The 25,102-nt window shown below is 56.5% G+C and carries 21 protein-coding genes and 1 pseudogene; 18 read left to right on the top strand and 4 right to left on the bottom strand.

Translation table 11 applies throughout. The features are described from left to right. The first annotated feature begins 15 nt into the window (after positions 1–15). Together VXJ35_RS14005 and VXJ35_RS14000 are read left to right on the top strand one after the other, a co-directional pair. The gene (locus tag VXJ35_RS14005; protein WP_064022032.1) at positions 16–1,206 is read left to right on the top strand and encodes an ATP phosphoribosyltransferase regulatory subunit; all 1,191 of its coding nucleotides are present in this window, start codon (positions 16–18) and stop codon (positions 1,204–1,206) included. Positions 1,207–1,217: 11 nt separating this feature from the next. Beyond that, the gene (locus VXJ35_RS14000) at positions 1,218–2,513 is read left to right on the top strand and encodes an adenylosuccinate synthase (protein WP_064023521.1); all 1,296 of its coding nucleotides are present in this window, start codon (positions 1,218–1,220) and stop codon (positions 2,511–2,513) included. A gap of 144 nt (positions 2,514–2,657) precedes the next feature. On the opposite strand, the pseudogene VXJ35_RS13995 reads toward VXJ35_RS14000, so the two are convergent. Further along, a pseudogene (locus VXJ35_RS13995) lies at positions 2,658–3,461 on the bottom strand (sulfurtransferase); the annotation flags it as partial. 2 nt (positions 3,462–3,463) lie between these two features. Beyond that, the gene (locus tag VXJ35_RS13990; RefSeq protein ID WP_064022031.1) at positions 3,464–4,441 is read right to left on the bottom strand and encodes an NAD(P)H-quinone oxidoreductase; all 978 of its coding nucleotides are present in this window, start codon (positions 4,439–4,441) and stop codon (positions 3,464–3,466) included. 77 nt (positions 4,442–4,518) lie between these two features. On the opposite strand from VXJ35_RS13990, the gene argC reads away from it, so the two are divergent. Beyond that, the gene (gene argC, locus VXJ35_RS13985) at positions 4,519–5,550 is read left to right on the top strand and encodes an N-acetyl-gamma-glutamyl-phosphate reductase (RefSeq protein ID WP_064022030.1); all 1,032 of its coding nucleotides are present in this window, start codon (positions 4,519–4,521) and stop codon (positions 5,548–5,550) included. 80 nt (positions 5,551–5,630) lie between these two features. Here the strand turns inward: argC and xdp1 are convergent, their stop codons facing one another. Both xdp1 and prsT read right to left on the bottom strand, forming a co-directional pair. Then, on the bottom strand, positions 5,631–6,386 hold the full coding sequence (xdp1, locus tag VXJ35_RS13980; protein WP_082880928.1) for an exosortase-dependent surface protein XDP1: 756 nt from the start codon (positions 6,384–6,386) through the stop codon (positions 5,631–5,633). Positions 6,387–6,605: 219 nt separating this feature from the next. Beyond that, on the bottom strand, positions 6,606–9,419 hold the full coding sequence (gene prsT / locus VXJ35_RS13975; RefSeq protein ID WP_064022028.1) for an XrtA/PEP-CTERM system TPR-repeat protein PrsT: 2,814 nt from the start codon (positions 9,417–9,419) through the stop codon (positions 6,606–6,608). 260 nt (positions 9,420–9,679) lie between these two features. Between prsT and VXJ35_RS13970 the strand changes: the two genes are divergently transcribed. From VXJ35_RS13970 to ppsA, 15 genes are all read left to right on the top strand, one after another. Continuing rightward, complete coding sequence (locus VXJ35_RS13970; protein ID WP_064022027.1) at positions 9,680–10,882, top strand: PAS domain-containing sensor histidine kinase; 1,203 nt, start codon at positions 9,680–9,682, stop codon at positions 10,880–10,882. After that, entirely contained in the window at positions 10,869–12,251 is a 1,383-nt protein-coding gene (locus VXJ35_RS13965; RefSeq protein ID WP_064022026.1) for a sigma-54 dependent transcriptional regulator, read from the top strand. Before VXJ35_RS13970 ends, VXJ35_RS13965 begins: the two co-directional genes overlap by 14 nt. 57 nt (positions 12,252–12,308) lie before the next feature. After that, complete coding sequence (gene fliE, locus VXJ35_RS13960; protein ID WP_064022025.1) at positions 12,309–12,620, top strand: flagellar hook-basal body complex protein FliE; 312 nt, start codon at positions 12,309–12,311, stop codon at positions 12,618–12,620. Between the two features lie 18 nt (positions 12,621–12,638). Further along, entirely contained in the window at positions 12,639–14,381 is a 1,743-nt protein-coding gene (fliF, locus tag VXJ35_RS13955) for a flagellar basal-body MS-ring/collar protein FliF (protein ID WP_082880927.1), read from the top strand. After that, positions 14,374–15,381 carry a flagellar motor switch protein FliG gene (fliG, locus tag VXJ35_RS13950; RefSeq protein WP_064022024.1) on the top strand — a complete coding sequence of 336 codons (1,008 nt, stop codon included), beginning with the start codon at positions 14,374–14,376 and terminating at the stop codon, positions 15,379–15,381. The genes fliF and fliG overlap by 8 nt, the downstream gene beginning before the upstream one ends. Further along, positions 15,368–16,075, top strand: a complete 708-nt coding sequence (locus tag VXJ35_RS13945) for a flagellar assembly protein FliH (RefSeq protein ID WP_064022023.1) — start codon at positions 15,368–15,370, stop codon at positions 16,073–16,075. Before fliG ends, VXJ35_RS13945 begins: the two co-directional genes overlap by 14 nt. Next, the gene (fliI, locus tag VXJ35_RS13940) at positions 16,072–17,418 is read left to right on the top strand and encodes a flagellar protein export ATPase FliI (RefSeq protein WP_064022022.1); all 1,347 of its coding nucleotides are present in this window, start codon (positions 16,072–16,074) and stop codon (positions 17,416–17,418) included. The genes VXJ35_RS13945 and fliI overlap by 4 nt, the downstream gene beginning before the upstream one ends. After that, entirely contained in the window at positions 17,418–17,870 is a 453-nt protein-coding gene (fliJ, locus tag VXJ35_RS13935; RefSeq protein WP_054758664.1) for a flagellar export protein FliJ, read from the top strand. The genes fliI and fliJ overlap by 1 nt, the downstream gene beginning before the upstream one ends. A gap of 27 nt (positions 17,871–17,897) precedes the next feature. After that, entirely contained in the window at positions 17,898–19,256 is a 1,359-nt protein-coding gene (locus VXJ35_RS13930; RefSeq protein WP_197495836.1) for a flagellar hook-length control protein FliK, read from the top strand. A 142-nt stretch (positions 19,257–19,398) separates the two neighbouring features. Beyond that, positions 19,399–19,830, top strand: a complete 432-nt coding sequence (gene rpsF / locus VXJ35_RS13925) for a 30S ribosomal protein S6 (RefSeq protein ID WP_064022020.1) — start codon at positions 19,399–19,401, stop codon at positions 19,828–19,830. A 24-nt stretch (positions 19,831–19,854) separates the two neighbouring features. Beyond that, positions 19,855–20,085: a 30S ribosomal protein S18 gene (gene rpsR / locus VXJ35_RS13920; RefSeq protein WP_054758676.1), complete on the top strand. Its 231-nt coding sequence runs from the start codon at positions 19,855–19,857 to the stop codon at positions 20,083–20,085. Positions 20,086–20,112: 27 nt separating this feature from the next. Next, the gene (locus VXJ35_RS13915) at positions 20,113–21,021 is read left to right on the top strand and encodes a DUF2232 domain-containing protein (RefSeq protein WP_064022019.1); all 909 of its coding nucleotides are present in this window, start codon (positions 20,113–20,115) and stop codon (positions 21,019–21,021) included. Between the two features lie 46 nt (positions 21,022–21,067). Then, positions 21,068–21,514, top strand: a complete 447-nt coding sequence (gene rplI / locus VXJ35_RS13910) for a 50S ribosomal protein L9 (protein ID WP_064022018.1) — start codon at positions 21,068–21,070, stop codon at positions 21,512–21,514. Between the two features lie 4 nt (positions 21,515–21,518). Next, the gene (gene rfaD / locus VXJ35_RS13905; protein ID WP_064022017.1) at positions 21,519–22,460 is read left to right on the top strand and encodes an ADP-glyceromanno-heptose 6-epimerase; all 942 of its coding nucleotides are present in this window, start codon (positions 21,519–21,521) and stop codon (positions 22,458–22,460) included. A 96-nt stretch (positions 22,461–22,556) separates the two neighbouring features. Beyond that, positions 22,557–24,950 (top strand): phosphoenolpyruvate synthase, encoded by a 2,394-nt coding sequence (ppsA, locus tag VXJ35_RS13900; RefSeq protein ID WP_064022016.1) that lies wholly within the window; start codon positions 22,557–22,559, stop codon positions 24,948–24,950. The last annotated feature ends 152 nt before the right edge of the window (positions 24,951–25,102 follow it).

Genomic DNA, 25,102 nt, shown 5'->3' with positions numbered 1-25,102 from the left:
TGGGATAGACAAATAATGCAAAGAAAAGACAACTGGCTGTTGCCCGAAGGCATCGGCGAGGTATTGCCGGAGCAAGCCGCGCATTTGGAAAATTTGCGCAGAAAGCTGCTCGATACTTTTGCCTGTTGGGGTTATCAGCTAGTGATACCGCCCTTCGTGGATTTCCTGGATTCTCTGCTGACGGGTTCCGGCCACGATTTGGATCTGCAGACCTTCAAACTGACGGACCAGCTTAGCGGCGAAATGCTTGGCGTGCGTGCGGATATGACGCCGCAGGTGGCCCGTATCGACGCTCACCATTTGCAGCATGACGGCCCCACCCGCTTGTGCTATGCCGGTACCGTGCTGCACGCCGTGGGCGACCCGTTGGAAAAGAGCCGCAGCCCGATGCAAATCGGCGCCGAACTATACGGCCATGCCGGATTGGAGAGCGATTACGAAGTGATCCGCTTGATGCTGGAGATGCTGGCGATCAGCGGTTTGCAAAACGTGCATTTGGATTTGGGCCATGTCGCGATCTACCGGGCGCTGGCCGAGCAAGCCGGCTTGAATCAGCAGCAGGAGTCGGAATTGTTCGACGTGTTGCAGCGTAAAGCCAAAACCGAGCTGGTCGAATTGTTGGCCGGTTTTGCCATCGACGAACGCTTTCAGGCCATCTTCAACGCTTTGCCGAAGCTGAACGGCGGTTGGGACGTGCTGGACAAGGCTGACGCTGTGCTGGCGGGTTTACCGTGCAGCGGCATTATCGGCGCTGCACTGGCCGATTTGCGCGGTATTGCCGACAAACTGCGCCGCGATTTTCCCGGCTTGAGCGTCAGTTTCGATCTGGCGGAATTGCGCGGCTACCACTACCACACCGGCATGGTGTTCGCGGCATTCGTGCCGGCGTTGGGTAAGGAAATCGCCCGTGGCGGCCGTTACGACAATATTGGCGCGCGCTTCGGCCGGGCCCGGGCCGCCACCGGGTTCAGTGCCGATTTGAAAGTATTGGCGGCCATGTTCGAAGACGCCGATAGCGCACGGCAAATCGTTTATGCGCCGCTCGGCGAAGATGCCGACTTGCTGGAGGCGATCAGAGATTTACGCGCCCAGGGTGAAGTGGTAATCCAACAGTTGCCGGGACAGGCTGAGGCCGCCGCGCAAATGGGCTGTAACTCAATTTTAGAAAATCAGAATCAACGCTGGGTCGTTAAACCATTAGTTTAAGGTTGGAAAATATGGGAAAGAATGTAGTTGTTATCGGCACGCAATGGGGCGATGAAGGTAAGGGCAAGCTGGTCGATCTGTTAACCGAACAGGCTGCGGCTGTCGTACGCTTTCAGGGCGGCCATAATGCCGGCCACACCTTGGTGATTAACGGCGAAAAAACCGTTCTGCACCTGATTCCCTCCGGCGTGCTGCGCGAGGGCGTGCAATGCATGATCGGCAACGGCGTGGTGTTGTGCCCGGAGGCTTTGCTCAAGGAAATCGAGATTCTGGAGAAATCGGGCGTACCGGTCAGGAACCGGTTACAAGTCAGCGAAGCCTGCGCATTGATTCTGCCGGTCCACGTTGCGATCGACCAGGCTCGGGAAAAGGCGCGCGGCAGCAAGGCAATCGGCACGACCGGCCGCGGCATCGGTCCGGCTTACGAAGACAAAGTTGCCCGTCGCGGATTGCGCGCTGGCGACTTGCGCAACCGGGACGAGTTTGCTGCCAGGCTGAAGGAGTTGGTCGATTACCATAATTTCATGTTGGTCAATTACTACGCGGCCGAGCCGGTCAACTACGAAGAAATTCTGGCTAACACCTTGCGGTTGGGCGAAATCATCAAGCCTATGTTGACCGATGTCGGCGAGGCTCTATATAGCCACCAACAACAGGGCAACAACGTATTATTCGAAGGTGCGCAGGGCGCACTGCTGGATATCGACCACGGCACTTATCCGTATGTAACCTCTTCCAATACCACGGCGGGCGGAGCGGCAACCGGCAGCGGCGTTGGGCCGTTAGCGTTGGATTACGTTCTGGGTATTACCAAGGCCTATTCGACCCGAGTCGGCAACGGCCCGTTTCCGACCGAGTTGATGGACAGCTACGGCGAACATCTGGGCGTAAAGGGCCACGAATTCGGCGCCACCACCGGACGTAAACGCCGCTGCGGTTGGTTCGATGCGGTGTCGATGCGAAAGTCGGCCCAATTGAACAGCTTGACCGGCATTTGCTTGACCAAGCTGGACGTGTTGGACGGCCTTGATAAAATCGGCATTTGTACCGCTTATAAAATCGATGGCCAAATCACTGAAACGGCGCCGTTGGGCGCTGACCAATACGCCGTCTGCGAGGCGGTGATAGAGGAAATGCCGGGCTGGTCGGGCAGCACCGCCGGGATTACCGATTTCGCGCAATTACCGGAAAATGCCAAGGCTTACATTGCCCGTATCGAGCAATTGGTCGGCGTCAAAGTCACGATATTGTCGACCGGGCCCGACCGCAACGAAACCATCGTCTTGGAAAATCCGTTCTCGGCCTGATTCGGGAACGCTGACCAACTCCGAAAGCCGTCGGCCGGGTTTCTCCGAGACCAGGCCGGCGCATCTGCCAAGCCCTATCCAAATCCGTGACTTTGCCGTCCTTTCATCGCCGGCAATAGGCCGATTTTTGTTGCGGATCCACTCGCTCCAGGAGCCGGCGTACAATTTCGATCCGCTGAGTCCGGCGATTTCCATCGCCAGCAAATTGTGGCATGCGGTCACGCCCGAGCCGCACATATGTACCACGCGTTCCGCCGGCCACGGCGCAATCAAATCGCTAAATTGCCGGCGTAACTGGTCGGGGCTCAGGAACAGGCCGTTTCGATCGAGATTGGATTGCAATGGCCGGTTAAGCGCTCCGGGTATGTGGCCGGCCACCGGGTCGATCGGCTCGGCTTTGCCTAAGAAGCGCTCCTGGGTTCTGGCATCGATCAATCTGATGCTGCGGCTGGCCAGACCTGTTTCAATCTGGTTAGCGCTGAGCCATTGCCGGTCATCGAGATAGCTGCGAAACCCGCTGGCGGCGATTTTGGGCAATATTGCCGTGGTAGGCAGGCCTCGTTTGCGCCAGTGGCCGTAGCCGCCGTCCAGCACGGCAACCTGGGTATGGCCCATGCTGCGCAGTAGCCACCACATGCGGCCGGCAAAGGCGCCACCGGCATCGTCGTAGACGACCACCTGGCAGCGATTGTTAACTCCCCACTCTCCCAGTTTTGCAGCGAGCAACTCGAAGTTCGGTAGCGGGTGGCGGCCGGTGTAGGCTTGAACCGGGGACGACAAGTCTTTATTCAAATCGGCATAGACCGCGCCGGGTATGTGGCTCTGCCGATAGGATTGATAGCCGGCGGCGGTATCGGCCAGCGAGAAGCGGCAATCGAATATGCGCCAATGCGGATGGTCGAGGTTGGCTGCCAAGGCGGCGGCGGAAACCAGCGTGGTGTAGGTCATGCTCATAGCTCCAGAATAATTTTTCCGATGTGTTGGCTGCTTTCCATCAGCCGGTGGGCTCGGTCGGCCTCGGCCAGTGGAAACACAGAATCTATCACGGGTTTGACTTGGCCGGATTCCAACAATGGCCAGACTTTCTCGCGTAACTGCCGGGCAATTTTAGTTTTGAACTCGTCGCTGCGAGAGCGCAAGGTGGAACCGGCCAGCGTCAGACGTTTCATCAGCAGCGCGGCCAAATTGATTTCGGCCTTGCTGCCTCGCTGAATCCCGATTTGCATCAGCCGGCCGTCGCTTGCCAGCGATTTTAAATTACGTGGCAGATAATCCCCGCCTACCATATCCAGAATCACGTCGACGCCTTTACCGCCGGTAAAGTCCAATACGGCTTCGACGAAATCCTGTTGCCGGTAATTTACGGCAAGGTCGGCGCCCAACACCAGACACCGCCGGCATTTCTCGTCGCTGCCTGCCGTCGCGATGGCACGGGCGCCGAAGGCTTTGGCAAGCTGGATTGCGGTGGTGCCGATGCCGCTGCTGCCGCCATGCACCAACAGGGATTCGCCGGCTTGCAATCCGGCTCGGTCGAAAACGTTACTCCACACGGTAAAAAATGCCTCCGGGAGCGCTGCGGCCTGGGTAAAGCTGAATCCCCGCGGAATCGGTAAACAGCAGCAGGCGCTGGCCAGGCAATATTCGGCATAGCCGCCGCCGGTGACCAGCGCGCAGACCGAATCGCCGACCTCAACTTCCGTTACCGCGCTGCCGATTTCGGCGACGGTACCGGCGACTTCCAAGCCAAGAATGGGCGATGCGCCCGGCGGCGGCAGATACAGGCCTCGGCGTTGCACGAGGTCGGGGCGGTTGACGCCGGCGGCGTGGGTTTGGATCAGAACCTGATTGGGCCCCGGCGTCGGTTTCGGCCAGTCGGTCACGACGAGTTGGTCGAGGTCGGCGTTAGTTTGAATCTGAACGGCACGCATGATGTTAAGCTTTGCGGGAGGACTGTGTATTATATGCGGCCCAATTTAGCAGAAGTCTAGTTTCCACGAGAGAGTCCATGGTACGAGCAGGTATTGTCGGCGGCACGGGATACACCGGTGTCGAATTATTGAGAATTCTGGTTTTGCATCCGCAAGTTGAAGTCAGCGTCGTCACCTCCCGCGCCGACGCCGGGTCGAGGGTGGACCAGTTGTATCCCAGTTTGCGCGGCTATTGCGATTTGCAATTCAGTCCGCCGGAGCTGAAGTATTTGCAAGGCTGCGACGTGGTGTTCTTCGCCACGCCGAACGGCACGGCAATGCTGATGGCCGAAGCGTTGTTGGCGCTGGGTGTCAAAGTCATCGATCTGTCCGCCGATTTTCGTATCAAAGACCCGGCCGAATGGCAGAAATGGTACGGCATGCAGCACGCCAGTCCGGGCCTGATTGATGAGGCCGTGTACGGTTTGCCGGAGCTGAACCGGGAGCAGATCAAACAGGCGCGCTTGATCGCTTGTCCAGGCTGTTACCCGACTGCCGTGCAATTGGGCTTCCTGCCTTTGCTGGAGGCCGGGGTGGTGGATGCGAGCGGCTTGGTGGCGGATGTCAAATCCGGCGTCAGCGGTGCCGGACGCAAAGCGGAAATAGCGTCGCTAATGAGCGAAGCCGGCGAAAGTTTCAAAGCCTACGCGGTTGCCGGCCATCGCCATTTGCCGGAAATAAAGCAGGGATTGGCGCGCGTCACGGGCGGCGAGGTGGGTCTGACTTTCGTGCCGCATTTGACGCCTATGATACGCGGCATACACGCCACGCTTTATGCGCGTTTAAACGCTAGCGGCTCGGATTTACAGGCGCTGTTCGAGCAACGTTATCGGGAAGAACGCTTCGTCGACGTGTTACCCGCCGGTAGCCATGCCGACACCCGCAACGTGCGCGGCAGCAACCGCTGCCAAATTGCGGTGCATCAACCGCAGGGCGGCGATACGGTGGTGGTTTTGTCGGTGATCGACAATCTGGTGAAGGGCGCTTCGGGACAGGCGGTGCAGAATATGAACTTGATGTTTGGTTTGGCTGAGGCGGCAGGCCTTGAAACGGTTGCGCTTTATCCTTGAGGTTTAGATAAGTTCGAGCAATAAAAAACCGCCTGCTGGTTTTACCGGCAGGCGGTTCAATCGATCTTTAGTTTTCTGAATTAAGCAGCGAAAGCCTGATTTTTACGATTCAGTCTCCAACCCAGCATTCCGCTTGCCAAAAGCAATAAGCTGGTCGGCTCCGGAACGCTAGTGCCAGGGGGGGTGGTGCTTGCAGTCGAGCCAACCAGAGATACCAGTTTGAAATAATCCTTATTAGTATCGTTTTCCGCATCACCTAAGTTAGAACCCCATCTGCTGCTATAAGCGCTGATAAGCCAAAGGCTTGACGACTTATCGCTCGGATTAACGTCCTCTTGCACGTCTCCGATAGTGTTGTAACTACCTACGAATTCCCAGCCGTTGCTGAGAAGGGTGTTAATGGATTTTCCGCTAATATCCGCATCACCGCTAAGGGCGCCGGTGGTGGGCACTGCACCAGTATATCTGACAATCGAGATATCAGAATCGTAGCCGGTGGTAGCGTCCGGCCAGCCTACCGTTAGTTTATCCAAGATGGTACTGTCGTCAAATCGAAACAGTACCGCTTCTATGCGACCATTGTTGTCGATGGCATGGTCGGGATAACTGTACGTTGTCTCGGAGCCGCTCAACACGCCCAGGCCGTTAGCGCTTCCATACCACTGAAGGGTGGCGGTAGAAAATGTTGAGTAGCTCAAAGTACCGACCGAGTAAGCAGTCATGCTTTGTACTCCACCCGGTGTCACCGTGTTTGTGCCGCCTATGGTCCACAATGTGGCGTTTGCCGTTAACGGTGCCAACAACAGAGCTGCAACAGCCAAATATTTCCGGGTCATAAAATCCTCGCTATTTTTTATTCATTTCCATCATTGTCTTTGCCGGTCTGAAAATAACTATTGTACTATCGGCCAAAGGACAAAACGCTCTTATCGATAATTGACAAGCATTTATTGGGCCATGATTGTTTTTTTTTTTAAACAAATGGTTGCGTTTTGTTTTTTGTCGAATGGCTGCGGTGTTGTAAAAAAATACGACAGATGCTGTGTATTCGATTATCAGCGTAACTTTTCCAATAGTACCTTCGCTTGGTCGCGGCCGTTGAACAGCGTATTGGCTTTTAACGCTTGTTCGAGTTCTTGCCTGGCTTCGTCGTTGCGTTGCATTTTGCTCAACGCCACACCGATATGGTAGCGAATTTCCGGGTCTTGTGATTGCAGCGAATGGGCGTTACGCAAGTAATGCAGGCCTTGTTCCGCTTGGCCCGAGTTAACTAGAATCCAACCCAGCGTATCGTTGGTTGCCGCCTGACCGGGGGCCAGTTTATGGGCTTGTTCGGCTAACGAGAGCGCTTTGTTGTTGCCAAGATTCAAATAGGTATAAGCCAGATTGTTCAAGAATTGCGGTTCGTTGGGGTATTGTTTGAGTAATAGATCGTAATATTTTTCCGCTTCTTTGAAGTTTCCGCTCTTCAATAATTCGTTGGCGAATGCAGCCATTGGTACGTAGTCTTGCGAATGTTTTTTTACCCATTGTTCCAGCAAGGTAAATGCCTTATCCGGTTGGTTAGTTTTGTACAAGCTGTCGTAGAGCTGCATTAACGATGTCGTATTCGGTTCCAGTTCGAATGCGGCTTGGTAGTGGCTGTTGGCCAAGCTGAAGTTTTGGTCGTGCAGGGCAACGTCGCCCAGCAGTTGGCGCGGGAAAGCCCGTTTTGGGTAGCGTTTCATTAAGCTTTCGGCACGGCTGGCGGCAAATACCGGCTTGCCATGATTAAGTTCCATCTCGACCAACGCAATTTGCGACGGGATATGGCCTTCGTCGACCAATACGGCTTTTTTTAGGGTTTTGATGGCTTCGTAATAGTCGCCGGCGTCGATTTGGTATCGGGCTGCTTTGTAGAGCTGTTTTACGTTGAAGCGCGCTTGGTCGGCCATTCGGACGAACACGCCCAGGGCCTTTTCTCGATTGTTGCTGGCCAAGTAGCTGCGCGCCAACGCATCGATAACATGCAGGTTGTTCTTATCGAGGGCTTCTGCGGCTTGTGCGGCCGCAGTCGCTTCACTAACCTTACCCATCTTTAAATTCAAATCGACCGATGCCAAAAGCACGGGTAATGATTTTAAATCCAGCTTTTTTGCCCGCTCCAGCCAATCGCTGGCAGCGTCGAGGCGTCCGGCGCTTTGTTCGACTTTGGCCAATTCCACCAAAATATCCAGATTGTTCGGGTCCTTTTGATTCAAGGCTTGCAGGCGTTGTCGAGCTTGATCGAATTTATTTTCGCCAACGTCGAGTTTGCTTAGGTTAATTTGCGCGGCGAGAAAATTCGGATCCAATTCGATCGCTTTCTCGAAACTTTGCCTGGCTTGTTTGTATTGGCCGTGGCTGACCTGGGCTGTACCCAATAAATTAAGAAGTGTTAAATTTTTCGACGCTTTTTTATAAAGCGTTTGAGCGATTTGTAACGCGCTTTCCGAGTCGCCTTGACTCATTTTTAGGGCTACCAGCGGAATGCCGGCTTGTAATGAGTCGGGGTTTTGCTTGTAAGCTGCTTCCAAGTCTTGAGTCGCGGCTTGCTCCTGGCCCATCGCCAGCCGATTCAAGCCGATCTCGGCTTGTAGGCTTCCTTTACCATCGCCCAACGCGGCGGCCTTGCCGAACATTATGTTCGCCATGTCGTGTTTGCCTGCCTGCATAAACGCATTTCCTAATAGGTAGGCCAATCGAGAGTCTTGCGGGTTGTGGATTTGGATAGGGCGAAGTAACTCGATCGCTTGCTCCGGTTCGTTTTTTTTCAACAGAATTGTGGCTAGCAGTGTGTATGGGCCGGACTGTTCGGGGAATTGCTTGACATAAAGGCGGAGATATTCGGCAGCCAGATCGAATCGCTGTAGGCTGTAATTTACTAAGCCGGACAGCATCAAGGTCGAGCCATGCGCGGATAAGTATTCCGGCTTTATCGATGAAATTATATCTGCGGCGGCTACCAGCTCCTTGGCAGCGGCTTCCTTTTGCTTATTTTTATCCAGTAACACTGCGTTTAGGTAAGCAGCCTTGGGTTCGAACGGGTAGGCCTTCCGCACGTATTCCAAATCCTGCTTGGCTTTATCGTCCTGTTTTAAGTCCATCAACAAACCGGCCCGTGCCAAACGAGTGTCGACGTGGTCGGGATTCAGTTCGACCGCCTTGTCGTAAAACTTGAGCGCTTCCTCCAGCTCCATATTGGCATGCTTGATAGAACCTTTGGCGAACCAGGCGCCGTGGTCGTCCGGTTGGATCTGCATGGCTTTATCGGCAGCCAGATCGGCCCCTTTCCGGTCGCCGCGCTTTAACAGCGCATTGGCGCGGCCGACGACCGCGGCGACGTGGCTGGGATCGATTTGCGCCGCACTGTCGAATTCGTTCAAAGCTTCGCTGATTTGATTGAGCTGAAGATAGGCGTTTCCGCGGTAGACATGCAAAATCGGACGCAACTCATTGTTGAACTTGACCGGATCGATTTCCTTGATCAAGTCGTTGTAGCGGATTTCATACGTATAGAGTTTGACCAGATTCTCGACGATTAAAGAAGGGTCGGCGCCCAGTTGCTTGGCCAGGTTCAATTGCACTTCCGTTTCGGAAAGCGATTTTTGTTGCAAGTAGATATCGCCGAGTAACACGTGGGCAGCGACGTAACGTTCGTTCTGCTGCAGCGCGTTTTTCAGCTCGATAATGGCTGCTTCGTTGTTATGTTCCCGATAGGCCTGCAACGCCCGCTCGTAATATTGTCCGGCCAGCACGTCGTCGGCTAGAGCGTAGTTTATGGGCGCAATACCGGCAACCAATAGCCATGTGCCGAAAGTGATACGCGAGGGTAGTTTGGATATGCGCATGGGGGGGGACCGTTTTCGTTCAAAAAGTCGGCATAGGATAGCCGCAAAGCGGATTTGTCTCCAGTTAAGCGACATCCGCATTTCATAACGTCCGGCGCTGGGTTGCCGTCTGGAAGCGCGGTCCGCATTCGGCTTGCGTTTGATCGGAATGGTGTCCGTCAAAATCTTGGCATTGAGTTGTAACGCTATGTTTTTGAATTAAATATTATTGTGGTCTGCTTTTTGCTTTTCGGCGATTAAAGTAATTTGGTGAAATATCGATGAACTCTTTATCGTTTCAGCAACAGCAAAAAGCCGAACGTCTGACCGACGCGTTTCGCTTGTTCAACGAGCTTTCCGCGAATTTGACTCATTCCTACCAAGGCCTGGAAGAACAAATCGCCAGGTTGAATCGGGAACTGGCCGCCGCCCGCGACGAGCGTCTGCGCACCTTGGTCGAAAAAGAGAGGTTGGCCAGCCGTTTGCAGCAAATTCTGGCGGCATTACCGGCGGCGGTAGTGGTGTTGAATGCGCAAGGCGTCGTAGTCGATTGCAACAACCATGCGCTGGATTTCCTCGGCGAACCGTTGCTCGGCCAATTCTGGTCCGATGTCGTGGGCAGAAGTTTGCAGCCGGTGTTCGAATCTCCGCACGAACGGCAATTGCGCGACGGCCGTAAAGTCAACATTACTCACAACGTACTCGGTAACGATGCCGAGCAGGTCATCCTGCTGTCCGATGTCAGCGAAATCCGTTCGTTGCAGGAGACGCTGGTGCAGCAAAAGCAGCTCAGCGCGATGGGGGAAATGGTGGCCGGTCTGGCGCATCAAGTACGCACGCCGTTGGCGACTGCGATCCTGTATGCCTCGCAAATGAATCGGCCCGGAATTGCCGACGACAAGCGCCGCCAGTTTTCCGCAAAAATTCTGGAGCGCCTGCATTACCTGGAGCGGCAGGTCAACGACATGCTGATCTTCGCCAAGCAGGGGCGGATGGCGATGCAGGGTTTTTCATTGAACCGGTTGATGGCGCATTTGCGCGAAGCCAAGGATGGCTTTAGCGGCGAATTGGATATCGACAACTCGGTCGGAGACCTGTTGTTGTTCGGCAACCAGGACGCCCTGCGCGGTGCGTTACTGAATTTGATCAACAACGCCGCGGAAGCCGGTGCGCGAAAAATCAGCGTGCGGGCGACGGTCGGGGTTGGCGGCATCGCTATCAGCGTCGCCGACGACGGTCCCGGAATCGCACCCGAGCAACGCGCCAAATTGTTCGAGCCTTTTTTTACTACCAAATCCAACGGTACCGGTCTGGGTTTGGCGGTCGTCGAAAGCGTTGCCCGTGCCCACGGCGGCACGGTCGGTTGCCGCTCCGCGCCGGGAAACGGCGCCTGCTTTACCTTGACGCTGCCCTGCAGCAACCAAAACGCGTTGAGCCTGTCGGCCGGCGCCGCCGCTACGGAGAAGAGCCATGAAGCAGTTTGATGTATTAATCGTTGAGGACGACGCGGCGCTGTGCGAAGCCTTATGCGATACCTTGGAAATCGAGGGTTACCGCGTCGCCGCCGCCAAAAACGGTACCGAAGCGCTCAGCCAGTTAGCCAAGCATTCGGTTCGACTGGTGGTCAGCGACGTACAAATGCCGGTGATGGACGGCTTTCAGTTACTGCGCAATATGCAGCAAAAATTCGCCGATACTCCGGTGCTGTTGATGACCGCTTACGGCACGATCCCCAAGGCGGTCGAAGCGATGCAGGCCGGCGCGGCCGATTATTTGATCAAGCCGTTCGAAGCGACGGCATTGGTCGACAAGGTGGCGGCGTTGATCGCACCGTTGCCGCAGGTTGCCGTCGAGCGGGTGGTTGCCGACGATGCGATGAAAAAACTGTATGCTTTGGCCGGCAAGGTGGCGAAAACCAACGTGACGATGCTGTTGGAAGGCGAAAGCGGCGTCGGCAAGGAGATCTTGGCACGCTACATCCATAAAAATTCCCACTACCACGCCGGACCGTTCGAGGCGATCAACTGCGCGGCCATTCCGGAAAATATGCTGGAAGCCATGTTGTTCGGCTACGAAAAGGGCGCATTCACCGGCGCGATCCAGTCCGCGCCAGGAAAATTCGAGTCGGCGCAGGGCGGCACTTTGCTGTTGGACGAAATCTCGGAAATGGATATCGCACTGCAGGCCAAGCTGCTGCGGGTATTGCAGGAAAAGGAGGTCGAGCGACTCGGCAGCCAACGCAAGATCGCGCTAAATGTCAGAATTTTGGCGACCACCAACCGCAAGTTGAAAGACTATGTCCGGGAAGGCCGGTTTCGCGAAGACCTGTATTTCCGCCTCAGCGTATTTCCGTTGAAGATACCGGCCTTGCGCGAGCGGCCGGCGGATATCGTGCCGTTGGCACAGCAACTGGTGCAAAAACATACTGCGCCGGGCCGGCCGCTGTGCCGTTTCGACGACGCGGCATTGGACAAGCTGTGCTGCTACGCGTGGCCGGGCAATGTGCGCGAATTGGAAAATGTCGTGCAGCGCGCGCTGATCTTGCAAAATAACGGCATCATCGGCGCCGAAGAGCTGATTTTGGACGACGAGGCCGCGATTTTGCCGGCCCAATCTGCCGCCGGGCAAACAATTGCCGTAGAATCCTGGGCCTACGACCCGGCTATCGATATCCACGAGGCCGGCAGCTTGGGCGAGGGCGTGCGCTCCGCCGAAGAAAAAATTATTTTGCAAATGCTCCGTGACGCCAGCGGCAGCCGTAAAGCCACGGCAGCCAAGCTCGGCATCAGCCCCCGTACCTTGCGCTACAAGATTGCGCGAATGAAGGAAGCGGGGGTGGCTGTGCCTGGCTAGGAGTATTGGCCTGGAAAATGCTTGCCTAGTGGCAGGCAATACACACGAGTCAATATCATGTCAGATATCAATGTCAACCAAGTCCTGGCCCAGATACGGGCCATGTCCATCGAAGCCGGCGGCAAAGCGCAGCCGGCCGATAGCGGCGGCGATTTCGCCGCGATGCTGAAACAGTCCATCGATTCGGTCAACCAGACGCAGCAAACCGCCAACAATTTGGCGAAGTCTTTCGAAATGGGCCAGAGCGACGTCAGCCTGGCCGAAGTCATGATTGCGTCGCAAAAAGCCAGCGTGTCGTTTCAAGCCATGTTGCAAGTACGTAACAAGCTGGTCGATGCGTACAAAGACGTGATGGGCATGTCGATTTAAGCGTAGCGGAAGCCGGCCATGAGCGAGTTGGACAGAAATCTACCGATGGATTCGCGGCCGCAAGCGACGGCCGAGAACGGTAAAATGCAACAGGCGCTGATCAGCCTGAGCAAGCTGCCGGTGTCGCGCCAAGTCGGTCTGATGCTGGGATTGGCGCTGAGCGTGGCCATCGGCGTCGCAGTGGTGCTGTGGTCGCAGGCGCCGGCTTACGATTTGCTGTTCGCCAGCGTCGCCGAAAAGGATTCGGCCGAGATTCTCGATAGTCTGGCCAAATTGGGTGTGGACTACAAAGTCGAGACCGGCTCCGGCGCCATCATGGTGCCGGCCGATAAAGTCAGGGAATTGAAGCTGAAGCTGGCCGCGCAAGGTCTGCCGCGCAGCGCCAGCCTGGGCTACGAACTGTTGGACAAGGAGAACGGTTTCGGTACCAGCAAGAGTGTCGAACAAATGCGCTTTCAGCGCGCCTTGGAAGGCGAAATCGCGTTAACCATCCAAACCATTCAAAACGTCAAGGCCGCCAAAGTCTTGCTGGCGATTCCGGTGCAATCGGTGTTCGTCCGCGAACGAAAAAAACCCAGCGCATCGGTCGTGGTCGAGCTCTACCAAGGGCGCTCGCTGGAAAAAGAGCAAATCGAATCGATCGTGCATCTGGTGGCGTCCAGCGTGCCGCTGATGGAAGCCAGCCAAGTCACCGTGGTCGACCAAAAGGGCCGGCTGCTGAACAGCAAAGAAGGCGGCGAAGACATTTCGCTGTCCAGCAAACAATTCGAGTACAAGAAAAATATCGAAGAACACTTGCGCGAGCGCATCGAGAATATCCTGACGCCGCTGGTCGGCGGCGATGGCATGCGCGCGCAAATTTCGGCCGACGTGGATTTTACCGTCACCGAAAAAACCCAGGAGATGTTCAATCCGGATTTGCCGGCCTTGCGCAGCGAACAAACTCAGGAAGAAACCAATTCTTCGTCTAAAGTTCAAGGCGTGCCGGGGGCGTTGTCCAACCAGCCGCCGCCGACCGGCGTCGCGCCGGAAGTGGCCAGCGGCCAGGAAAAATCGGCGGCCGGCGAATCCGGTGCGGCCAGCAAGTCGGCTACGCGCAATTACGAATTGGATAAAACCATCACCCATACCCGCTTGGCGACCGGGGCGTTGCGCCGGCTGTCGATCGCGGTCGTGGTCGACGACAAAAAAGTGGTGCAAGCCGACGGCAAGGTCGCGCAACAAGCTTATTCGCAGGAAGATTTGAACCAACTCCGGGATTTGGTCAAACAGGCGGTGGGTTACGATAACAGCCGCGGCGACCAGGTCACGGTAACCAATGTGGCGTTCAAACTGCCCGAGGCCTTGGAAGACCTGCCTTCCGAACCGATTTGGGACCAACCCTGGTTTGCCAGCGCGCTGAAACAGTTGGGTGCGGTGTTGGTGGTGCTGCTGCTGATCATGGGCGTGTTGCGGCCGGCGCTGAAAAGTTTGATCAGCAAAGAAGAACAATTAAAGGCTCTGGAAGAAGCGCGGGCGATTGCCGAAGCCACCGGCGGCGTGGTGCGTTTCGACGAAGAGGGCCGGCCGGTCGCGGTTCCGGTCGAGGTCGACCAGGAAACCGGCGAAATTCATGCCTTGCCGAGCGCGATGGAAGACTTGTTATTGCTGGAAGCGCCGCAAAGCTACGAGAAACGTTTGGAATACGTACAAAAAATGATCGACGAAGACCCGAAACTGGTCGCGCAGGTCATCAAATCCTGGTTGAAAGACGATGGCTGAGGACGACAAGTTTAACAAAGCGCAACGCGCATCTTTGCTGCTGCTGGCGGTCGGCCAGGATAGGGCGGCGTCGGTGCTGCGGCACATGGGGCCCAAAGAAGTGCAGTTGGTCGGCTCGACCATGGCCCAGCTCGGCTCGATCACGTCCAGCATGATCGACCAGGTGTTGGAAGAATTCATCATCGAAATCAAGAATGAAACCGGCCTGGGCCTGGATTCCGACGAATACATCCGCAATATGTTGACCAATGCTCTGGGTGCGGACAAGGCGGGCAGCATCATCGACCGCATTCTGCTCGGCGCCAACAGCAAGGGTATCGAGCAGTTGAAGTGGATGGATACTCGCGCGATCGCCGATTTGATCCGGCTGGAGCATCCGCAGATCATCTCCATCATTTTGTCTTTGCTGGATGCCGACCAGGCCGCAGACGTGCTGACTCTGCTGCCGGAAAACATGCGGTCCGATATTTTGATGCGGATCGCCACGTTGGAAGGCGTGCAACCGGCGGCATTGCGCGAGTTGGACGATATCATGGAAAAACAACTGACCGGCAGCGAAGGCGTCAAGTCTTCGCAAATCGGCGGTATCGACGCCGCAGCCAACATCCTCAACTTCATCGAAAGCGGCATCAGCGATCCGATGATGCAGGATATCAACGAAATCAACGCCGATCTGGGCCAACGCATCCAGGATAAGATGTTCGTGTTCGGCGATCTGATCAACGTCGACGACCGCGGTATTCAAACCCTGCTGCGCGAAGTTTCCACCGATCAATTGTTACTGGCCTTGCGCGGTGTCGAGGCGGCGCTGCGCGACAAAGTGTTCGCCAATATGTCGCGCCGCGCCGCGGAAATGCTGCGCGACGATCTGGAAGCTGCACCGCCGGCGCGGCTCAGCGAAGTCGAGGCTGCACAGAAAGATATCCTGGCGATCGCCAAACGCTTGGCGGATGCCGGCGAATTGAGCTTGGGCGGCGGCGGCGGCGATGAGTTCGTCTAAACCCACCAAGTTTTCCGAAGACGAATTACAGGCTTTGAATCCCTGGACCGGCCTGCAGGATTTCAAGGCGCCACCGCATTCCGAGCCGGTGGAATTGGAACAGGCGACCGAAGTTTTGACGGTCGAACAGATCGAGGAAATCCAAAAACAGGCTTACGAAGAAGCTTTCGAGCAGGGCCGGCAACAAGGTTTTGCCGAGGGCAGGGCGGAAGGCCTGGAAGCCGGCCGCAAGCAAGGTTACGAGGAAAGCCTGCATCTGCTGCAAACCCAGGCCGCCGAATTGGCCGGTTTGCTCGACGCGTTAAGCGAACCTTTCAAAAAGCTCGACGATGCCGTGGAGCAGGAATTGGTGAAACTAGCGATTGCCATCGCCAGCCAATTGATCCGGCGCGAGCTCAAGTCCGAACCCGGCGAAATCGTAGCCGTGGTCAGGGAAGCCATCAAAGTCCTGCCGCTGGCTGCGCAGAAAGTCACCGTGAATTTGCACCCCGAGGATGCGGCATTGGTACGCAGCGCGCTGAAATTGGACGAGAGCATGCCGCCTTGGCGGTTGCAGGAAGATCCGTTGTTAAGTCGGGGTGGCTGTATCGTCGAAACCGAAGTATCCCGAGTGGATGCCAGCGTCGAAAGCCGGCTGGCGGCCGTCATCGCCAACTTGCTGGGCGGCGACCGGCGCGAGGACGCCGATAAATGATTCCGAATGCCGACCGTTCCGAGTTTTGGTTGGCGCGCTTGCGGCCTTACCGGCAGCGCTTGCACGAGCCGTTGGAAATGGTGGTCGAGGGCAAATTGTCGCGCATGGTCGGCTTGACCCTGGAGGCGGAGGGTTGTCGGGCTGCCATCGGTTCGTTGTGCCAAGTCGTCACCAAGTCCGGCAAAATCATTACCGCCGAAGTGGTCGGTTTCAGCGGCGCCCATCTTTACCTGATGCCGACCGGCGACACTCACGGCCTTGAGCCCGGCTGCCGGGTAATTCCGATGGGAAAGAACAGTCTGGCTCGGGTTGGGTTCGGCCTGCTGGGCAGGGTGCTGGATGGTTCCGGCTATCCGTTGGACAACAAAGGCCCGCTGGATACCGATGCCAAGGTGTCGTTGGCCGGCACGCCGATCAACCCGTTGAGCCGCAAACCGATCCGCGAAGCCTTGGATGTCGGCGTCAGGGCGATCAACGCCGTCCTCAGCGTCGGCCGCGGCCAGCGGATGGGCCTGTTTGCCGGCACCGGGGTCGGTAAAAGCGTGCTGTTGGGGATGATGACCAAATTTACCAACGCCGACGTGGTCGTGGTCGGGCTGATCGGCGAACGTGGCCGCGAGGTCAACGAATTCGTGTTGAAAATCCTGGGCGAGGAAGGCTTGCGCCGGGCCGTGGTGGTGGCGTCGCCGGCCGACGACTCGCCGTTGATGCGGATGCACGGTGCGATGTTGGCGACCAGTATTGCGGAGTATTTTCGCGACCAGGGCTTGGATGTTTTGCTATTGATGGATTCTTTGACGCGCTATGCCCAGGCCTACCGGGAAATCGCGTTGGCTATCAACGAGCCGCCGGCGACCAAGGGCTATCCGCCGTCGGTATTCGCCAAACTGCCGCAACTGGTGGAACGGGCCGGTAACGGCGACGAGGGCGGCGGTTCGATTACGGCTTTTTATACAGTGCTAGCCGAAGGCGACGACACCAACGATCCGATATCCGATGCGGCACGCGGCGTTCTGGACGGCCATGTCGTATTGTCGCGCAGCCTGGCGGAATCCGGCCACTATCCGGCCATCGATATCGAAGCGTCGATCAGCCGGGTGATGCCGGACATCGTCGAGGCCGAACACATGCAGATGGCGCGGGACTTACGCCGGCTGTATTCGATTTACCAGCAGAACCGGGATTTGATCAGTGTCGGCGCCTACCGCGCCGGCTCCGATCCGCGTATCGATCGCGCAGTGGCCAAGAACGCCGCGATCATGGACTTTCTGCAACAGAGCATGGACGAGTCGGTCGATCTCAGCCGCAGCATTAGCGAGCTGGCGCAATTATTGGCAAGCTGATGAAAAAGTCGCAACGCCTGAATGTGGTCATCGAACTGCAAGCCCGCCAGGAACAGGATGCGTTGGCGGCATTGGGCGCCGCTCAACAACGCTTGCGCGAACAGCAAGCGCAATTGGATAGCTTGCAGAATTACCGGGTGGAGTATTTGCAAAATTTCGCCGCGCGCCAGCAAAGCGGAATACCGGTCAGCCAACTGCTGGAGTTTAGAGCGTTTTCGGAAAAACTGGACAGCGCAATCGATAGCCAACGGCAGGTGGTGGCGCAATACGAACGCGAGGTACAACGGGCACGCAAGCATTGGGAAGATTCCCGGCAACGGACCAAAAGTTTGCGGAAAGTCAGTGAGCTGGCGTTGGCCGAAGAAGTCAAAATCGAACAAAAGCGGGAACAGGCCGAGCAAGACGACCGGGCTGCGCGCATGGTAAACGGCAATGGCACGGGAAGTGCTTGATGCCAGAAAAACGTCAGGAGAATGGTCATGAATATACAAAGCTCTAATCCGCTGTCTATGCTGGCCGCGTCAGATGCGGCGGCCGGTTTGGGCGCCGGCATGCTCGGCGACGGTACAAATGCCGGCTTGTTTTCCGCAACTTTCCTGGATCAACTGGCGCAACTGCAGCAATGTTTGGCAATGAAGGTCGCCGGAAACGGCGGCGAATTGGCGAATTTGCCGCAGTTGGGCGGTTTGTCTGCCGAAAATTTGACCGGCCGCAACCTGCAGGAATTTGCCGCTCTGTTCGGCAATAACGTGCCTGCGGCAACCAAACTCGATCAAGATATCGATTTGGACGATACGATGGCGGCTTTGGCCGACGTCTTGCAGTATTTGCAGAACCTGGATGCTGCACCGGCCGTGGCGCAAACTGTCGCTGCCGATTCCGCTGCGCCGGCCGCAGGCGCTGACGTTGAGGCCAAAGCCGATGCCGCAGCCGATGCACAGACGGCCGCTATCGTCGGCTCGCCGCTTCAGAATTTCACTAAACCGGTCGAAACGCCGATGACTCAGGAAGCGGTGTTGGACAACGCGTTGAAAAATGCCGATGCGCTGGGCCAGGCCTTGGCCGTGGTCAAGAAAAATGCGTCGGACTCGGGCGGGCAAAGCCGGCAAGACGCTACGTCGCTGCTGGGTAAAGGCGAGCCTTCGGCTGCGTCCGCTGCCGATGCCGGTCTGGCGCAGGCCGTGTCCGGCCAGAACGCCGCCGGGCAAGGTACTCAGGATAACGCCAGCAACGAACCGGCTGCCGAGCCCGATGCGCTTGCGCCGAAAAGCGCCGCGGTTTCGGCCGAGCACGGCAAGGGATTTTCGGCGCTGGCGGCCGATATCGCCCAGTTGTCGAAATCGGCCGACGCGGCCGCACCCACTGCCGCGCCGCAAATTTCCAGGCATTTGAACCATCCGGAATGGAATGCCGAACTCGGCGAAAAATTGCTTTGGATGCACAAACAGGATATCCCGTCGGCCGAGATCCGGCTTAACCCCGAACACATGGGGCCTATTTCGATCAAAATCGACGTCAACCAGGACCAAACCAGCGTGTCGTTCACCACTCAGCATGCCGGAGTCAAAGAAGCCATCGAAGCTGCCTTGCCGAAACTGCGCGAAATGTTGAGCGAGCAAAAATTGGATTTGGCGGACGTGAACGTATCCCAACAACACGCCGAACAAAAACAGGGCCGCGAATCCTACCAAATGGCCGGCGACCAGCGCCGGAGCGGCAATCAAGATCCGGATTCGAACGACACTGCGGCAACCAATGTCGCCGCGGCCAACATTCTGGACGAAATCGAAGCCGGCCGCGCCATAGCCAGCAACGGTTTGCTGAGCCTGTTCGCCTGATCCCCGACCGGCGTTGCCGCAAAAATCGCTTTGCAAAAACAACGCCGGTTTCTATAATGCCCAGCTTTTTGGGGTCTTATGGCCCCGAATCCTTGCTTCACTGCCCGCGGGCGGGAAGCTTTTCAAACCGTAAGGAGAAATCATGCGACATTATGAAATCGTCTTCTTAGTCCATCCTGACCAAAGTGCTCAGGTGCCGGCTATGGTAGAACGTTATAAATCCACCGTTGAAGAAGCCGCAGGCAAAATTCACCGGTTGGAAGACTGGGGCCGTAGACATTTGGCCTATCCGATCAAGAAAATTCACAAAGCGCACTACGTGCTGATGAATATCGAATGCGACCAAGCCACTCTGGAAGAACTGGAAGCCGGTTTTCGCTTCAACGACGCGATTCTGCGTAGCCTGACCTTGGCGAAAAAGGAAGCTATCACCGGTCCTTCCGTGATTGCCACCAGCGGCAGCGACGGCCAGAAATCCGCCGGCCGAGCCAAGGGAGAAGCCGAAGAAGAAGTGGAAGCTGAAGCTGAAGTCGAAACCAGCGACGAAGCTGAAGTAGCCGCCGATTCAGAGTAACCCAACTTAACGTAGAGAATTTTCATGGCACGTAACAATATCAGACGTAAAAAAGGTTGCCGTTTCAGCGGCGAAGACGCAATCGTGATCGATTACAAAGATCTGGATTTGCTCAGCGAATACATCACCGAAACCGGCAAAATCATTCCAAGCCGGATTACCGGTACCAGCGCGAAATACCAACGGCAGTTGACTGCAGCAATCAAACAGGCTCGTTTCCTGGCTTTGTTGCCGTTTTGCGACGCGCATAAGTAACGGATTCGCAGCGCGGAGGAAGCAGGCATGCAATTCTTGGCCGCTTTCATCATGAAGGGAAGGATGCAAGCGATGACCGTTGCATCCAGTTTGGCTTTGCTTTCCCTGCTGTTCCCTCCGATAAGTATCGTTAGTTCGGCCTCGCTCGCATTGGTCACGTTGCGGCGCGGAGCCGGCGAAGGCATGTACGTGTTGGTGTGTTCCTGCCTGGCGGCCGGGGTGTTGAGCCTGCTGTTGCTAGGTAACTACCAATACTCGTTGATGTATGGGCTGGCGTTCTGGCTGCCGGTGTGGTTGATCTCGATCGTGCTACGCGAAGGCAGGCATCTGGTCGTGGCAATCGAAATCGCCGTGTTGCTCGGAGTCGCCGCAGTATTCAGCATTTACAGCTTTCAGGAACATCCGGCGCAATTTTGGCGGCAAGTCCTGGAATTCATGATTCAGCCGATGTTGAGCGGGCAGAGCGATGCCGCCGTAGAGCAAATTCATCAATCCGCGGACACGTTGGCGCATTACATGACCGGCGTCGCGGCGGCGGGCAGCGTTTGCGGCTTGTTGCTGGGGCTGTTTTTGGCCAGATGGTGGCAGGCGGCGCTGTTCAATCCCGGCGGCTTCAGAAGCGAGTTTCTGACTTTACGAGCGCACATGCCGTTCACGCTGGTTACGCTGGCGCTGATGGCGGTGGCCTGGTTGAGTCCGGAAGGCATTGCCGAATTTTGCTGGAACGTGTTGTTGGTTGCGTTCGTGCTGTACGTCTTCGTCGGCACTGCGGTGCTGCACGCGGCTTTTGCCAGCAGTAAGGGCGGCCGGTTCATGGTGCCGTTCCTGTATATCACGCTGATGCTGGTGCCGCACGTGACTGCTGTGGTCGTGCTATGCGGCTTGAGCGATACTTGGCTGGATTTGCGAAACAAATTTAAACCCAATGGAGCGTAAAGCTCCCGATTTTTCGACATTCGAGTCGAACCAAGAGGTATAAACGATGGAAGTCATTCTTCTGGAAAAAACCGCCAACCTGGGCAACCTGGGCGACAAAGTCACCATTAAAGCGGGTTATGGCAGAAATTACCTGATTCCGCAGGGTAAAGCCGTTCCGGCAACTCCGGCTAAAATCAAGGAATTCGAAGAACGCCGCGCCGAGTTGGAAAAACAAGCAGCCGAGAAATTAGCCGCTGCCAACGCCCGCGCCGAAGCCTTAAGCAAGTTGGCTATTACGATTGCCCACAAAACCGGCGATGAAGGCCGCCTGTTCGGTTCGGTCGGTACTCAGACCATTGCCGATGCGATTGCCGCGGCCGGCGTTAACGTCGAAAAACACGAAGTGCGCCTACCGAACGGCGTGATCCGTAACATCGGCGAATACGACGTCGCGATTAATTTGCACTCCGACGTCGTCGCCACGCTGCCGATCAAAGTCGTAGCGGAGTAAACCCTTGATCATCGTAACCGGTGGCGCTGGCTTCATCGGCAGTAATCTGGTATTGGGTCTCAACGCCCGCGGTTACGATGATATCTTGGTGGTCGACCATTTAAGCAACGGCGTTAAATTCCGCAATCTGGTCGATTGCCGCATTGCCGACTATCTCGACCGCGCCACTTTTCTGGAACGCTTGCAACAAGGCGTGTTCCGGGCCGAATCGATAGAGGCCGTATTCCATCAGGGGGCCTGTTCCAGCACCACGGAATGGGACGGACGTTACATGATGGAAAACAATTATGAATACAGCAAAGCCCTGTTTCATTATTGCCAAAGCCACAAAATCCCATTCATCTATGCATCCAGCGCGGCAACTTACGGCGCCGATCTAACCTTCAAGGAAGAGCTGGCCTACGAAGGGCCGTTGAATGTGTACGGTTATTCCAAGTTTCAATTTGACCAATATCTGCGCCGCCAGACCAAGTTGACGGCGCAGGTGGTCGGTTTGCGTTATTTCAACGTTTACGGGCCGCGCGAGGCGCACAAGGGCAGCATGGCCAGCGTGGCGTTTCATTTGCATAACCAGATCCAGCAATCCGACGAGCTGAAATTGTTCGAAGGTTGCGACGGTTATGGCGACGGCGAACAACGCCGCGATTTCGTCTACGTCGGCGACGTGGTTGACGTGAACTTATGGTTTCTGGATCATCCCCAAGCCAGCGGCATCTTCAATTGCGGTACCGGCCGCAGTCAGACTTTCAACGACGTCGCCAATGCGGTGATTCGTTACTACCAACGCGGACATATCCGATACATTCCGTTTCCGGAGCATCTGAAAGGTTGCTACCAGAGTTTTACCGAGGCCAATCTGGAAAAACTCCGAACCGCTGGTTGCAACCATCAGTTTAAAGCGGTGGAAGAGGGCGTGCAGCTCTATATGGAGTGGCTGAACCGATAGCGTTAGCCCCGCTCATTCCGATAAATCCTGGTTGCGGTCGCGTTCCAAGCGCGTATGCTTATAGCGATAAGTATAAAAACAGCCAAGGAGCACCAAATGTCCCAAGACTACCGATACATTCGTTGGTTTAACCAACTGAGCATCCAGGATATCCCGCTGGTTGGCGGCAAGAACGCGTCGCTCGGCGAAATGTACCGGGCCTTGGCAGGCGAGGGCATCCGGGTGCCGAACGGTTTCGCGATCACTGCCGAAGCCTATCGCTACCTGTTGGATCAAGCCGGTGCTTGGCCGCGGTTGCACGAACTGTTGGACGATGTCGACGCCGATGACGTCGCCGACCTGGCGCGCCGCGCCCAACAAGCGCGCGAGCTGGTCTACGCCGCGCCGCTGCCGGCCGATTTACAAGCCGAAATCAACGCCGCATTTGCCGAGTTGCAGTGCGAATATGGCGCCGACATGAGCGTCGCGGTACGCAGTTCGGCCACTGCCGAGGATCTGCCCAACGCCAGTTTCGCCGGCCAGCAGGATACCTATCTGAATATCCGCGGCGGCCAGAGTTTACTGGACGCCTGCAAGCGTTGCTTTGCCAGCCTGTTTACCGACCGGGCGATCCATTACCGCATCGACCAGGGCTTCGACCATTTCAAAGTGGCACTGTCGATCGGGATCATGAAAATGGTGCGTTCGGACCTGGCCGCCAGCGGCGTGATGTTTTCGTTGGATACCGAGTCCGGATTCAAGGATGCAGTGTTCATTACCGGCGCTTACGGCTTAGGCGAAAACGTGGTGCAGGGGGCGGTCGATCCGGACGAGTTTTACGTGCACAAACCCACCTTCGCTCAAGGTTACCGCGCGGTGCTGCGGCGCAATCTGGGCGCGAAAAAAATCAAGATGGTCTACAGCGACGGCAGCACCCGCGAACCGGTGCGCAATATCGCTACTGCCAACGACGAGCGCCGCCGCTTCTGCGTCAGCGATGGCGAGGTGCTGGAATTGGCCGATTATGCGATCAAGATCGAACGCCATTACGGCCGGCCGATGGACATGGAATGGGCCAAAGACGGACTCGACGGCCGGCTCTACATCGTCCAGGCTCGACCGGAAACCGTGGCTTCGCAACGTAGCGGCAATGTGTTGGAGCAATATCGATTGTTGGGGCAGGGCCCGGTCGTCGCCCGCGGTCACGCCGTCGGTAGCAAGATTGCGGCCGGCAAGGCGCGGGTGATCGCCGGCGTTGCGCAATTGTCCAGCTTCAAGCCCGGCGAGGTGTTAGTCGCCGACATGACCACGCCGGACTGGGAGCCGGTCATGAAAACCGCCGCGGCGATTGTCACCAATCGTGGTGGCCGTACCTGCCATGCGGCGATCATCGCTCGCGAACTGGGCGTGCCGGCGGTGATCGGTTGCGAAAACGCTACGACGGCAATCGCCAGCGGCAGCGAAGTCACGGTCAGTTGCGCCGAGGGCGATGCCGGCAAAGTTTATCAAGGCCGAGTCGAATTCGACGTGTTGCGGACCGATCTGGCGCAAATGCGGCGGCCCAAGACCAAGATCATGCTGAATCTGGGCAATCCGGAACTGGCCTTTAAGCATAGCTTCCTGCCGAACGACGGCGTCGGCCTGGCGCGGATGGAATTCATCATCACCGAATATATCAAGGCACATCCGCTGGCCTTGATTCATCCGGAGCGAGTCCTTGATACCTACGAGTTGCAGCAACTAAACCAATTGACCGAGGGCTACGCCAAAGCCGAAGAGTTTTTCATCCAGCGCCTGGCCGAAGGCGTGGCGACCATCGCCGCCGCGTTCTATCCCAAACCGGTCGTGGTCAGGATGTCCGATTTCAAAACCAACGAATACGCCACGTTGCTGGGTGGGCGTTGGTTCGAGCAGGACGAACCCAATCCGATGATCGGCTTTCGCGGCGCCTCGCGTTACGTGCATCCGGCCTACGCCGAGGGTTTTGCGTTGGAATGCGCGGCGATGAAGCGGGTGCGCGAGACGATGGGATTAAGCAATCTGATACTGATGATCCCGTTTTGCCGGCGGCTGGACGAAGCCGAAAAAGTACTGGCGGCAATGGCCGGCCACGGCTTGAAGCGCGGCGACAACGGTTTGGAAATCTACGTGATGTGCGAGATTCCCAATAACGTGATTCTGATCGATGAGTTCGCCAAATTGTTCGACGGTTTTTCGATAGGGTCCAACGATTTGACCCAATTGACGCTGGGCGTCGACCGCGATTCGGAAATCGTCGCCAACGACTTCGACGAGCGCGACCCCGGCGTCAAAACCATGATCCGGCTGGCCGTGGAAGGCGCGCGTCGCAACGGCCGCCATTCGGGTTTGTGCGGCCAGGCGCCGTCGGATTATCCGGAAATGGCCGAATATCTGGTTGAAATCGGCATCGACTCGATGAGCCTGAACCCGGACACTGTGCTGGCGACGACGCAACGAGTATTGGCATTGGAACAGCGCTTGGGGCGGTAGCCAAGCGTTTTTTTTTAGATTGCTTGCATAGGCCTTTTGCCGTGCCGCCCGGCTGCGGTCTGCCGCCAATTGCCGCTTTCTGTGTGGTTGCCGGAGCCTAGGCGCAAAAACCGCGCTATGCCATTTCTCCAAACTGCGTTGTTATAATTTCC

This window comes from Methylomonas sp. DH-1 (assembly GCF_046097555.1).
GTDB lineage: Bacteria > Pseudomonadota > Gammaproteobacteria > Methylococcales > Methylomonadaceae > Methylomonas > Methylomonas koyamae.
Note: the sequence above shows the minus strand (reverse complement) of the source record. Positions and strands in the feature narration are given on the sequence as shown.

Coding starts and splice junctions, on each gene's coding strand:
- xdp1 (WP_082880928.1), bottom strand. CDS start 6,386: ATGACCCGGAAATATTTGGCTGTTGCAGCTCTGTTGTTGGCACCGTTA.
- VXJ35_RS14005 (WP_064022032.1), top strand. CDS start 16: ATGCAAAGAAAAGACAACTGGCTGTTGCCCGAAGGCATCGGCGAGGTA.
- fliI (WP_064022022.1), top strand. CDS start 16,072: ATGATTCCGAATGCCGACCGTTCCGAGTTTTGGTTGGCGCGCTTGCGG.
- VXJ35_RS13945 (WP_064022023.1), top strand. CDS start 15,368: ATGAGTTCGTCTAAACCCACCAAGTTTTCCGAAGACGAATTACAGGCT.
- rplI (WP_064022018.1), top strand. CDS start 21,068: ATGGAAGTCATTCTTCTGGAAAAAACCGCCAACCTGGGCAACCTGGGC.
- argC (WP_064022030.1), top strand. CDS start 4,519: ATGGTACGAGCAGGTATTGTCGGCGGCACGGGATACACCGGTGTCGAA.
- fliF (WP_082880927.1), top strand. CDS start 12,639: ATGAGCGAGTTGGACAGAAATCTACCGATGGATTCGCGGCCGCAAGCG.
- ppsA (WP_064022016.1), top strand. CDS start 22,557: ATGTCCCAAGACTACCGATACATTCGTTGGTTTAACCAACTGAGCATC.
- fliJ (WP_054758664.1), top strand. CDS start 17,418: ATGAAAAAGTCGCAACGCCTGAATGTGGTCATCGAACTGCAAGCCCGC.
- prsT (WP_064022028.1), bottom strand. CDS start 9,419: ATGCGCATATCCAAACTACCCTCGCGTATCACTTTCGGCACATGGCTA.
- VXJ35_RS14000 (WP_064023521.1), top strand. CDS start 1,218: ATGGGAAAGAATGTAGTTGTTATCGGCACGCAATGGGGCGATGAAGGT.
- fliG (WP_064022024.1), top strand. CDS start 14,374: ATGGCTGAGGACGACAAGTTTAACAAAGCGCAACGCGCATCTTTGCTG.
- VXJ35_RS13915 (WP_064022019.1), top strand. CDS start 20,113: ATGCAATTCTTGGCCGCTTTCATCATGAAGGGAAGGATGCAAGCGATG.
- fliE (WP_064022025.1), top strand. CDS start 12,309: ATGTCAGATATCAATGTCAACCAAGTCCTGGCCCAGATACGGGCCATG.
- VXJ35_RS13930 (WP_197495836.1), top strand. CDS start 17,898: ATGAATATACAAAGCTCTAATCCGCTGTCTATGCTGGCCGCGTCAGAT.
- VXJ35_RS13965 (WP_064022026.1), top strand. CDS start 10,869: ATGAAGCAGTTTGATGTATTAATCGTTGAGGACGACGCGGCGCTGTGC.
- rpsR (WP_054758676.1), top strand. CDS start 19,855: ATGGCACGTAACAATATCAGACGTAAAAAAGGTTGCCGTTTCAGCGGC.
- VXJ35_RS13970 (WP_064022027.1), top strand. CDS start 9,680: ATGAACTCTTTATCGTTTCAGCAACAGCAAAAAGCCGAACGTCTGACC.
- VXJ35_RS13990 (WP_064022031.1), bottom strand. CDS start 4,441: ATGCGTGCCGTTCAGATTCAAACTAACGCCGACCTCGACCAACTCGTC.
- rpsF (WP_064022020.1), top strand. CDS start 19,399: ATGCGACATTATGAAATCGTCTTCTTAGTCCATCCTGACCAAAGTGCT.